General features: G+C 65.8%; 11 protein-coding genes. 4 read left to right on the forward strand and 7 right to left on the reverse strand.

The window, feature by feature from the left end; all coding sequences use genetic code 11:
• Positions 1 to 71 precede the first annotated feature (71 nt).
• Positions 72 to 1,325: a cytochrome P450 gene (locus tag ACZ60G_RS36585; protein WP_465816171.1), complete on the forward strand. Its 1,254-nt coding sequence runs from the start codon at positions 72 to 74 to the stop codon at positions 1,323 to 1,325.
• A 13-nt stretch (positions 1,326 to 1,338) separates the two neighbouring features.
• On the opposite strand, the gene ACZ60G_RS36590 is transcribed toward ACZ60G_RS36585, so the two are convergent.
• Both ACZ60G_RS36590 and ACZ60G_RS36595 read right to left on the reverse strand, forming a co-directional pair.
• Positions 1,339 to 1,707 carry a DUF5313 family protein gene (locus tag ACZ60G_RS36590; protein ID WP_465816173.1) on the reverse strand — a complete coding sequence of 123 codons (369 nt, stop codon included), beginning with the start codon at positions 1,705 to 1,707 and terminating at the stop codon, positions 1,339 to 1,341.
• Positions 1,704 to 2,174 (reverse strand): MarR family winged helix-turn-helix transcriptional regulator, encoded by a 471-nt coding sequence (locus tag ACZ60G_RS36595; RefSeq protein WP_465816175.1) that lies wholly within the window; start codon positions 2,172 to 2,174, stop codon positions 1,704 to 1,706. The genes ACZ60G_RS36590 and ACZ60G_RS36595 overlap by 4 nt, the downstream gene beginning before the upstream one ends.
• A 263-nt stretch (positions 2,175 to 2,437) precedes the next feature.
• Between ACZ60G_RS36595 and ACZ60G_RS36600 the strand changes: the two genes are divergently transcribed.
• A complete protein-coding gene (locus ACZ60G_RS36600) occupies positions 2,438 to 3,385 on the forward strand; it encodes a DUF418 domain-containing protein (RefSeq protein ID WP_465816176.1) in 948 nt (315 codons plus the stop codon).
• Between the two features lie 262 nt (positions 3,386 to 3,647).
• On the opposite strand, the gene ACZ60G_RS36605 is transcribed toward ACZ60G_RS36600, so the two are convergent.
• On the reverse strand, positions 3,648 to 3,839 hold the full coding sequence (locus ACZ60G_RS36605) for a hypothetical protein (protein WP_465816178.1): 192 nt from the start codon (positions 3,837 to 3,839) through the stop codon (positions 3,648 to 3,650).
• A gap of 143 nt (positions 3,840 to 3,982) precedes the next feature.
• Between ACZ60G_RS36605 and ACZ60G_RS36610 the strand changes: the two genes are divergently transcribed.
• Both ACZ60G_RS36610 and ACZ60G_RS36615 read left to right on the forward strand, forming a co-directional pair.
• Positions 3,983 to 4,474 (forward strand): OPA3 family protein, encoded by a 492-nt coding sequence (locus ACZ60G_RS36610; RefSeq protein WP_465816180.1) that lies wholly within the window; start codon positions 3,983 to 3,985, stop codon positions 4,472 to 4,474.
• 11 nt (positions 4,475 to 4,485) lie between these two features.
• The gene (locus ACZ60G_RS36615) at positions 4,486 to 4,644 is read left to right on the forward strand and encodes a DUF6131 family protein (RefSeq protein WP_169814592.1); all 159 of its coding nucleotides are present in this window, start codon (positions 4,486 to 4,488) and stop codon (positions 4,642 to 4,644) included.
• A gap of 51 nt (positions 4,645 to 4,695) precedes the next feature.
• On the opposite strand, the gene ACZ60G_RS36620 is transcribed toward ACZ60G_RS36615, so the two are convergent.
• The 4 genes from ACZ60G_RS36620 to ACZ60G_RS36635 form a co-directional block, all read right to left on the reverse strand.
• Positions 4,696 to 5,418, reverse strand: coding sequence for a VIT1/CCC1 transporter family protein (locus ACZ60G_RS36620; RefSeq protein WP_465816182.1), 723 nt, complete (start codon positions 5,416 to 5,418; stop codon positions 4,696 to 4,698).
• Positions 5,419 to 5,428: 10 nt separating this feature from the next.
• On the reverse strand, positions 5,429 to 7,021 hold the full coding sequence (locus ACZ60G_RS36625; RefSeq protein ID WP_465816184.1) for a GMC oxidoreductase: 1,593 nt from the start codon (positions 7,019 to 7,021) through the stop codon (positions 5,429 to 5,431).
• A gap of 62 nt (positions 7,022 to 7,083) precedes the next feature.
• Positions 7,084 to 7,656: a YdcF family protein gene (locus tag ACZ60G_RS36630; RefSeq protein WP_465816186.1), complete on the reverse strand. Its 573-nt coding sequence runs from the start codon at positions 7,654 to 7,656 to the stop codon at positions 7,084 to 7,086.
• 490 nt (positions 7,657 to 8,146) lie between these two features.
• Positions 8,147 to 11,032 carry an AfsR/SARP family transcriptional regulator gene (locus ACZ60G_RS36635; protein WP_465816188.1) on the reverse strand — a complete coding sequence of 962 codons (2,886 nt, stop codon included), beginning with the start codon at positions 11,030 to 11,032 and terminating at the stop codon, positions 8,147 to 8,149.
• Positions 11,033 to 11,336: the final 304 nt, after the last annotated feature.

Raw genomic sequence — 11,336 nt, forward strand, 5'->3', positions numbered from 1 at the left:
TGCGGATTCGGTATCGGAATCTCAGTTTTCCGAGGCTATTGACGAGGGCTGGTGGCACCGCGAAATCTGGTGTGTGGAAACCGAAACCGTGCCGGAGAGGCGAGCGAAGGACCCAAGTTGAAATCGACCTCTTCGACCCCGGGGTACTCGACGATCCGTATCCGCTCTACGACCGGCTGCGCACCGAATCGCCGGTGCACCGCATCGCCGACACCGATTTCTACCTGGTCAGCCGCTGGGATCTGGTCATGGCGGCGGCCACCCGCCCCGCCGACTTCTCCTCCAACCTCACCGCCGCCCTGGTGCGCCAACCCGATGGTTCGGCGGCGGTCTTCGATCTGGACGGCGGGGGACAGGCCATCCACGTCCTGGCCACCGGTGACGATCCGACCCACCAGGCGCACCGCAAACTGGTGCTGGCCGCGCTTGTCGCGAAACGCATTCGCGCACTGGAACCCACCATTACCGCTGCGGCGGATCGACTGTGGGAGGAGGGTTTCCGTGACGGACACATCGAGTGGATGTCGGCCATGGGCGACCGATTGCCGATGACCTTGGTGGCCGAGTTGATCGGCCTGCCCGATGCGGACATTACACAGTTGCTGGTCTGGGGCTATACGAGTAATGAACTGCTCGACGGCGTGGTCACCACCGACCGGCTGGTCGTCGTCGTAACCGCCGCAACCGAACTCGCCGGCTATCTGCGCCGACAACTCGTCCAAGCCTGCGACCATCCGGGCGACAACCTTCTCGGTGATCTGGCAAAAGCCTGTGCCGCAGGTGAACTCACCCGCGATGTCGCCGTCCTGATCCTCATCCAACTCGTCGGCGCGGGCGGCGAATCCACCGCGGGCCTCATCGGCAATGCGACCCGCATCCTCGCCACCGCTCCCGCGCTCCAGACCCGTCTCCGCGCCGAACCCGACATGCTCGTCACGTTCCTCGAAGAGGTCTTGCGCCTGGAGTCTCCGTTCCGCGCCCACCACCGCCACGTCGTCCGTGACACCGCCCTCGGCGACACCGATCTCCCCGCGGGCAGCCACCTCCTCCTACTGTGGTCGGCCGCCAATCGCGATTCCGCAATCTTCCCCGCGCCCAATGAAATCCGCCTCGACCGCCCGGCTCAGCGCAATCACCTGGCCTTCGGCAAGGGCATCCACTTCTGCGTCGGCGCGGCCTTGGCCCGGTTGGAGGCCCGCGTTGCTCTGCAAACCCTCCTGACCCGCAGCGCGTCATTCGACCTGTCATTGAATCCCGATGCAGCCCAATGGGTTCCGAGCATTTTCGTGCGCCGCCACCGTCGTCTGGACCTCACCATCCGCTGACAGGATTGTCTGCTCAATGCGGATGCTGCGCCGCGTAGGTCGCGCGCTCCAGCGCCCGTCGCCGCGCCCGCTCCGGATTCTGCAAATCCGCAGGCAGGCCGTGTTTGGCGAGGCGATGCGCCCGATTCATCGGCATGAAGGCCGTTGTGTAGAACAGAGCGAGCAGTAACGCCAACAGCACCATCGACCCGCGCAACCACAATTCGCCTGGGAACAAAAGGAATACGGCGAACAGTGGGGTGAACGGCACCAGCCCGCGCGCGATATGACGTGGCGTCGCGTACTTGCCGGTGAGGTCGTTGCGCACCCACTCGCGCAACGAATCCGGCAGGCGCCGCCCGAAGGCGTAGCCGATCCACTGGATGGGATTGGGTCGGGTCATGCGTGCACTCCTCCTGAGGTGGCAGGGTCACCCGCGCGACGCGCGGCCTCGTTGACCCGGGTCAGCACTTCGCGCAGTTCCTCCAGATCCGCCAATGTCACGCCGAGTCGCTCCACCACGGCGGGCGGAATCTGCTCGGCCTGCTTGCGCAGCGCTCGCCCGGCCGGGGTCAGATCCACCACGAGGTTGCGCTCGTCACGACTATCGCGACCTCGCGTAATCAACCCGGCCGACTCCAGCCGCTTGAGCAGCGGCGACAGCGTCGGAGAATCCAACTGAATCGCCTCGGCAATTGCCTTCACCGACATCGGTGCCTCACCCCACAGCGCCAACATCACCAGATACTGCGGATGCGTGAGCCCGAGCGGTTCCAGCAGCGGCCGATATACCCCGAGTACCGACCGATTGGCCACGGCCAGCGCAAAACACACCTGCCGATCCAGCCGTAACGGATCGTCGATCTCCATGGAACCTCCTAGGGTCGACATCCAACTTAGCGCATGAATAGTTAATGCACGAAGTATTAGTGCTCGATCTCACCCGCATGGGCTGCGGCAGGCGAAGGACCTCGGCTGAGCGGCGTTGCCTTCACCGGATCTGGAGCGGGCCCTCGATAGCGTGGATGTATGGATCCCGCCGGTGCGCGCCCGCGCATCCTCGAGCTCGACGCCGTGCGTGGTTTCGCGCTGTGCGGGATTCTGGTGGTGAATAGCTGTGCGGGATTCTGGTGGTGAATATCTGGCAGATCACCGATATGCGGGCGATGGTCGGGCCCGGAACTGTGGATCCGACACGGCACGTGTTGTCCGTGCTGTTCGAGGGACGGTTCTTTCCGATCTTCTCGTTCCTGTTCGGGCTCAGCTTTTCGCTGTTCCTGGATCGCGCGGCCGAGTGCAGCGACCGGCCGCGGCTGGTACTTGCGCGGCGGCTCGTCGCGCTCGGTGTGTTCGGTCTGATCCACCATGTTTTCCAGCCGGGCGAGGCGTTGCTGCCGTATGCGATCGTCGGGTTGGTGGTTTTGCTGCCCGCTGCAGGGCTACCGCGCTATGGGATATTGCTCGGCGGGTTGGTCGCGACGATCGGGGTTCCGGTCACGATCGGCGGCGGGCTCGGCCTGGTGCCCGGTCTGTTCCTGCTCGGTCTGGCCGCCGACCGCTTCGGCCTCGCGGATAACCTGCGCTATCGCGGCTGGCGGATCGCGGTGGTGTTCGTGCTGGCCGTACCCGCGGCGGTGGCCGCCGGGGTGTGGGAGTACCGCACGCCGTACAGCGCTCTGTGGACCGGCAGTGTGGCTCCGGTCGCCGGACTGCTCGGCGCGCTCGCCTATCTCACCGGATTCCTGCTATTCCTGCGCACCGAGACCGGTGAGGTTTTCGCGGAGGTGCTCGAGCCGATGGGACGGATGGCGCTGACCAATTACGTCTCGGCAACCGGACTTGTCCTGGCCGCTGATCCGTGGCTCGGCCTATCCGATTCCAATCGCTACGGCGCACTACTCGGCTTGGCCGCCGCAATTATCGCGGTGCAGGCGCTGTGGAGTTATTACTGGTTGCGCTGGTTCCGCTACGGCCCGCTGGAATGGGTGTGGCGGTGTGTGACCTGGTGGCAGTTGGTGCCCAACCGTCTGACGCGACAGGAACGCCGGAAGCTCACAGTGCCGTATGGGCGCGGTCGCTAGGGAAATCTCAGCAACTCACCGCAGACTGGGGCGTCATGGAACCAGTTGGTGCTGATTGCCTTTCCATGCGCAGGTGGTGGTGGCGCGACGAGGACGCCGACGAGCCCTACACCTGGAAGGAAACGGTGGTCACCTGGTGGGCGGGCATGCGGGGTGTCGCGACTATCGCACTGGCACTGGCCATTCCGCTGCGTCTCGCGCACCACGCTCGCCAAGCGGTTCGCCGAACTGGTCGGCGAACCGCCGCTGGTCTGTCTTCCGCCTACTTCGCGCCGACGCCCACGGAGCGGATCGCGTCGAGTACTTCACCGTCGGAAAGGGTGGAATTTACGGTGATGGTTTCCGAGGTGCGGTCGACGTCGACCGACTGCACGCCGCCGAGGCTGTAGAGCGCGCGTTCGGCGACGACGGCGCGTTCGTCGGAGTAATCGGTCATATCGAAGGTATAGGTCATCACGATCTCCTTGTAGGTGGCTGTCCTTCGATTCGGCAGATAACCGAATCGGCAGTTTCCAAACGCCGCGCCGGTCGGGTGTTTGATTACGGAATTACCGGGCATAGCCAGAAGGTAATATCAACCAGCGCAACGGGATTGTCATGATCATTATCATCGGGCTCGTCGTTCTCATCGGCGCGGTAGTTATCGGCGTTGCCGGAGTGGCGGCCAATACGGGCGAAGTTCGTACGTCATCCAGCGATTTCGGGGTATTCGACTATCACTTCACCGCTTCCGCGGGGGAGCTTTTCCTCTACGGGATCGCGATCGGAGCGATCGGGATGCTCGGCCTGAGCCTGCTACTCGCGGGCGTCTGGCGTAGCTCCCGCCGCAACAGCGCCACACGGCGCGATCTGCGGCAGTCGCGCCGGGAGTTGGCGGCCCAGGAAAAGGCCAAGGCAAAGGACGCCGGGCAGCGTCGAAGCACGCCACCGGCGGCGGCAACACCGCCTGCCGCGACCAAACCCGCCGCGCAGGTCACCCCGCCGCAGGGCGGTAAGCCGGTGTGGAGCTGGAATCGGTTCAAGCGCCAGCCCAGCGGGTCGGCACCGGTCGAAACATCCGGCCGGACAACGGTCAAGACGACCAAGTAAAGGAAAGAACGATGATCATCCTCGGCTTGATACTCCTCATTGTCGGGTATCTACTCGGCATCGGTCTGCTCACCACGGCCGGAATCATATTGCTGATCATCGGTGCGGTACTGGCCCTCGCCGGGTCGGTGGGGCGGCACCCGGTCGGCGGTCGGCGGCACTACTACTGACGCCGCCGCGCTGAATACAGGACGGGCCGAGGGTTTCCCTTCGGCCCGTTCTCATATCCCGGCGACACCCGCCAATTGACCGATGCCATAGGTGACTGCCATCGCCAGTGCACCACCGATCACCACTCGCACCACCGCGCGCCCGCGATTACTACCGCCGAGCCGGGCACTGACCGACCCGGTGATCGCCAGCGCGATCAGCACCGCCGCGAATGTGACCGGAATGCGCGCCGTGGTCGGCGGCAGGATGATCGCCAACAGCGGCAGCAGCGCACCCACGGTGAACGCGACCGCCGAGGAGACGGCCGCGGCCCAGGGATTGGTCAACTCGTGCGGATCCAGACCGAGTTCGGCCTCGGCGTGGGCCAGGAAGGCGTCGTGCGCGGTCAGCTCTTCGGCCACTTTGCGCGCCGTCGCCGGTGTCAGACCCTTCGACTGATAGATATCGGCCAGTTCGGCCAGCTCGAAGTCCGGTTCTTCCTTGAGTTCCGTGCGTTCCTTGGCCAGTAGCGCCCGCTCGGAATCCCGCTGTGCGCTAACCGAAACGTATTCGCCGACAGCCATGGAGATCGCACCCGCGGAGAGTCCGGCGATGCCCGCGGTGAAAATGGCCGCGGCGCTGGTCGTCGCCGCGGCGACACCGACAACCAGACCCGCGGTCGAAACAATGCCGTCGTTCGCCCCGAGTACGCCCGCCCGCAACCAGTTCAGCCGAGAGGCCAGACCCTCGCGATGCGGTTCATGTGGGTGCGGCGAACCGGGCGTCTTGTCCATAAGCCGCAGACTATGCGAAAGTCCGCAAAGTATCAGCTAGCCGAACCGCCAGCGCAACGATCGTCAGGGTCGGATTCGCATGGCCGGTGGTCGGGAAAACCGAACTGCCCGCGACATATAGATTGGCCATTCCGTGCACCCGGCAGTCGGTGTCGACCACGCCGTCGCGCGGATCCGCGGACATCCGGGTGGTCCCGGTCGGATGTGCCCAATCGGTGAGCACCAGCGGCAGTTTGCTGTCCATCCGCGCCCAGTCGTACAGCGTTGGGGCAGGGAATCCCAGTCGCGCGAACTCCTCGACCGCCAAGGCCGCCGCCCGGCGCACGGTTGTGCCTTCCTGCGGATTCACCCGCCAATCGATCCGGGACAGCGGTACACCGAGCCGATCGGTGCGGTCGGTCAGCGTGACGCGGCTGTCCGGGTTCGGCAGCTGTTCGACCATGCAGCGCAATTCGATTCGATCGAGTTTGTGCGGCAGTCCGGCGTGTTTGATGAGTCTGGCCCGCGCGCCCGCGAGTAGCAATCCGGCGTGGCTCACCGCGACTCGCGCATCGTGCCGATCGCCGCGTCCGCGCAGCAATTGCTTCACCGACTCCCATGGATCGTCCTCGGCGGGCACCTCCTGTAGCCACAGTGCGCAATTGAGCAGGCCCTCGGCCTCCTGGATCTTCGGCGACAGCGCGACGCCGTGCAGGAAGGTGTGCTTACCGTGCGGCGTCTTCACCACGTACTTGCCGAACCGTTCCAGCGCGCCGTCCACCATGGCCGGATCCAATGCGCCGACCGCACCGCAGCGGTGATCCATCAGATAGCGCCCGACCATGTCGTGCCGGTTGCCGATGCCACCGGGCACAATTTGCCGAGATGCCAACAGTAGCCGCGGGTTTCCGATGCCGCCGGTGGCCAGGACGAAGGCTTGTGCGCGCACAGGCCGCGGCTGCGGATCCGCACCGGCGACCTGGACTGAAACCACCCGGGTGCCTTCGGGATCGGTGTCGATATGGGTGACCGTCGCATCGACGAGCACCCGGACATTCGGCGCGACAAGATCTTTCACGTGCGCACCGAAGCGCTTGCAGTCGAATGGGTCCACTGGATCCCGGCTGATCTGCCAGAAGTACGGACGCAAGCGCGTCGGATCGAGGGCATCCGCGGGTTGGGGCCGACCGGCCAGCTGCCAGAACGCGTCATCGGTGAAGCCACTGCCGTAGCCGATGCCGATGTGTTCGGCCGCGCGCACCAGATACGGCTCGAGGTCGGCCGCGCCGATCGGCCAGCCCGAGCCGGAAACCCAAGGGCGGCAAGTGAAATCGAGATCGTCGAGCAGACCGCAGCGACCGCTCCAGGTATGGGATGCACCGCCGAGGATCCGGTCGCCCGCGACCCGATCCGACTGCGCCCGGCGCGCGCCCACGTTCTCGATATCGGCTAGTGCGTCGACCTCTTCGGTCGCGGTCAGCCCGCCGCTTTCCAGCACCAGGACGCGTAGTGGTGTTCCGGCCAGTTCGGTCGCGATGGTCAGCCCGGCGGGCCCGGATCCGATAATGACGATATCGGCGCTCAGCTCGTCGTCACCGACCGTGCGCAGCTCATCGATTCGCAACGGCGGTCCTCTCCCAACAACCGTGTCCAGGGTATGAGACCCGACATCGGTGCGTTCGCGGTTCAACAACCTCGGTTGAAGAATGCCCGCACATAGCCCGCGGACTGCCTGATGTACATCCAGGTCCAGAACTTCGGGCCGCTGTCGCTGGGACTGGCCACCATGGTCAACTCGCCGTGGAAGCATTTGCCGACGATGTACCTGGCCCGCGACACATGCGGGGTATAGGTCACCACGATGATGTGGTGCCAGCCGTAAAGGCTTGTCCGCCGGGCGATCTCACGCGCCTCACCGTCGGTCGTCCACGGATCGGGTACGAAACAGCTGACGGTGAACTCGAATCGGGGCGCGCAATACCGATCCATCACCGAATCGTTCTCGCCGGTCGATCGGGAGATCAGCAGTTGCGGTGCGTATCCGCGTTCGGCGAGATCGAGGCCGACATCGAAACGTTCATAGGCGGTGCCGCCCAGCACAACGATCGCATCGGCGCGGCGCAACGGGTCGGTCTGCGGATACACATACACCGGCAGACCCGCCACACCGAGGACCGCGACCAGGGCGAGCAGTGCACCGAGAAACAAACCAGCTCGTCGTAGGCCGGGCACCGTTCCGACGATACCCGTGTCTGACATCGGCGCAGTTCACACCGTTCATTGCCGAATCCCAGTGTGCCACAGGATGACCGCTGATCAGGACGGCGGAAACGCATCGAGCTCCTCCAATGTGATCCGTACGATCAGATGCTCGGCTCCGGTTCCGCAAATGGTTCAGTGTTCACGACTCTCTCGCTCTTCGTCAGACCTGGTGATTGCGACTCGGCGTTCTTTCAGAAAGGTGCTGGACCGGGCGCACCGGCAACCGGTGCTGCCGGGGCGACCACGGCGTGCGCGGACTGCGTGGACCGGACCCGGCGGGCCCGCAGCCGCTGTCGATGCGACGCCCACCATCGGGTGAACCTGTCGATCAGGAACCGCGGTTGGACATGTCGATACGCCTTGCGTACCCCTCGCACACAAGTCGATACTTAGCGCGCCCGCACGGTGACACCCGCGACGGCGATCGCATCGCCCCAGAGAATTCCAGGCAACCATCAGCGTCCGATAAACGTTGAATAAACGCCGCCTAATCCGCGACGTCGGCGGTCGGCGCGGCACTGAAGAGCCGGTCGATGGTGGGCGGCGCCAGCCCCGCGCGCCGGAAGATCTCGGCGGCCTCGCCGAACTCCGCCGCGGCCGGACCGGTGCGTCCCTGTGCCGCCAACGCGCTCGCGTGCAAAGCCAGGGCACGCGCCCGATCGATCGGATCGGCGGCCTTGGTGAGCAGCCGAACCGCCTCTGCGGCTTGGCTTTCCGCATCCGCCACATTGCCGGCGCGCAGCTGGATCTGCGCCAATCTTGTTCGCGCCCAACCCTCCCAGAGTCGCACACCATTGCGCTGCGCGATCCGCACGGCATCGCGGCCGAGTTCGAGTGCGCGCTCGTGCTCTTCGCGCATCGATAGCGTGGCGGCTAATTCGTGGGTGGCCCAACCGAGTGCGACCGGATTCGACGACGCCTGCGCCAGCGCGACGGCCCGGTTCGCGATATCGATCGCCTCGTCGTATCGTCCTGCCTCGCAATAGGTTCGGGTGGCCAAGGCCAGACACCAGGCCTGCATCGACCGGTCACCGAGTGCACGGGCGAAGCGCATCGCATTCTCGAAATGCCGACGCGATGTTTCGACATTGCCGAGTCGCCGATCGGCAATGCCGAGCAGTACCTCCGAAAGCACCGCGATCCGGCGATCGGCGTCGTCGGTGGGTGGCCCGGCCGCCGCGTCGAGATATTTCAGACTCGCCTCGACCTCGCCGAGCCCGACCTGCAGCAGCGCGCCGAGCGCGACCCGGATGCGGCGTTCGCTCGCGTGCGACTCGCGAATCGCGGTGTCCAGCAAAGCTGTCAGCGCCTCGGACAGTTCCCTGGCGCGGGTGCCCGCGTCCATCATCTCGGCCATCACCCAGGCCAGATCCGCCGCCACCTGCAGTGCGCGCCCACCGACCCTGGCGGCCTGCCGGTGCAGCGCGATCACCACCGGTCGCTCGACGTCGTTCCAGACCTGTCCCTCGGCGCCGCTGGTGAACTGTCGCCCTGGCACCGTGGTCGGGATCAACAGGCGCGTGATGTTGCTGTAGTCGATGGCGCTCAACAGGTTCTTCGCACCCGCGAGGTAGTAGTCCAGCAGCCGGACCAGCACCGCCGGCTCGTGCTCGTCGGCGACGCTCTGGGCGAAAAGGCGCAGCAAATCGTGGAATCGGTAGCGGCCGGGCACCGTTGTCTCGAGCAGGCTCAGGTCGACCAGCGATTCGCATATCCGCTCGGCCTCGGACTCCGTGATGCCGAGCACCGCGGCTACGCCGTCGACCGGCAGATCCGGGAAGTCGACGAGCGCGAGTGTGCGAAAAGCCTTGGCCTGCTGCTCGTTCAACTGCCCGTAGCCGAGCCGGAACGCCGCCTCGACACCGAGTTCACCGGTCTCCAGCACCGCGAGACGACCCTTCTCGTCGGCCAGTCGCGCCGCGAACGATCCGATCGTCCATTGCGGCCGCACCGCAAGTCGCGCGCCGACAATGCGCACCGCCAACGGCAGGCAGCCGCACAGCGCCACGACCTGCCGTGCCGCGTCTTCCTCGGCCGCAACGCGTTCCGGGCCGAGGATGCGGATCAGCAATGCCATCGCCTCGTCGCGCTCCAGTACATCGAGGCGAGTCCTGCGCACGGCGGGCATCTCGGTGAGCGCCGAACGACTGGTGATCAGCACGGCGGTGCCAGGTGTTCCGGCGAGCAGCGGCGTCAATTGCGCACTGCCACGGGCATTGTCGAGGACGATCAGCATGCGCTTACCAGAGAGGCGGGTGCGCAGTTCGGCCGCGCGATCGTCGACGGCGCCCGGAATCTCGCCCTCCGCGATGCCGAGCGCACGCAGGAACCCGCCGAGCGCGTCACCGGGTGAGGTCGGCACCGGATCGACGCCGCGCAGGTTCACATACAGCTGTCCGTCCGGGAAGCGATCGCGCACGTGATGGGCCACATGCAGGGCCAATGTGGTCTTGCCGACACCGCCCATGCCGCCGACCGCGGAGATGGCGACCGCACTGCCGCCGCCGGTCAACTGCTCGGCAATGTGCTCGACCAGTTGCTCGCGGCCGGTGAAATCGGCGATATCCGGCGGCAGTTGCGCGGGCACGACCGGCTCCGGACCGTAGCCGTTCGGTCGCGGTGTCGGCATTTCGGCGCGCAGGATGCGTTCGTGCATCGCGGTCAGCTCCGGACCGGGTTCGACACCGATTCCGTCCACGAGATCGCGGCGCGCCCGTGCGAACACCTCGAGTGCCTCGGCTTGGCGGCCGCAGTGATACAGCGCGGCCATGAGCAGTGCGCGGAACCTTTCGCGCAACGGATGCTCATCGATCAGCGGACCCAGTTCGGCGACCGCGTCGGCGGCGCGGCCGACCTCGATATCGAGAGCGAGCCGGTCTTCGAGAATCGCCAAGTGCCACTGCTCGAGGCGGGTGCGGTGCCGCTCGGCGAAAGGTCCGGCCAATCCGCTCAGCGCGGGACCACGCCAGCGGTCGAGTGCGTCGATCAACGCTTCGCGTGCCGCGTCCGGCGTTTCGCCGCGCACTCGTCCGGCCATGGCAACCAGGGCCTCGACCTCCTCGATATCGGTCGAGCCCGGCGGGATCCGCAATGCGTAACCGTCACCGACCGAGACCAGCACCGTCGAGGGTGCCCGCGAAATCCGCTCCGGTTCCAGCACCCGGCGCAATTGCGCGACATGGGTGCGCAGCGCGGCAATGGCGCGCGGCACCGGATCCTCGCCCCAGATGCCCTCCACCAATTCCGCTGCGGTGACCGACTTTCCGGCACGCAGCAATAGCGCGGCCAGTACCGCGCGACGTTGCGGAGGTCCCAATTCGAGCGGCGTCTCCCCGCGCCACCCGCAGACCTCACCCAATACGGAAAACTGCACTGACCCGACCTCCCGGACCAGGGAGCTTACGCGCGCATCCGGCGAACGGCTCGTTCATTCCTTGACTATCTGGCGTTCATCGATCCCTGCTGGAGCGGTTGCATCTCTGCTGCGGCGGATTGGGTGGCCGAACGTGCGAGGGTTCTCACGGATCCGGCCGAACAATCCTCGGCATTACGCCGTGATCCTCGGTGCATCCGAGTCCGCGTTCGGGCCGCTACGCTGCGACGATATCGGTTCTGATATCGGCTTTGGGCCACGTCGGTCTTGGACAGGCCGATCAGCACTGTGCTGTCGTGTCGCC

Source organism: Nocardia sp. NPDC102475 (genome assembly GCF_055584605.1).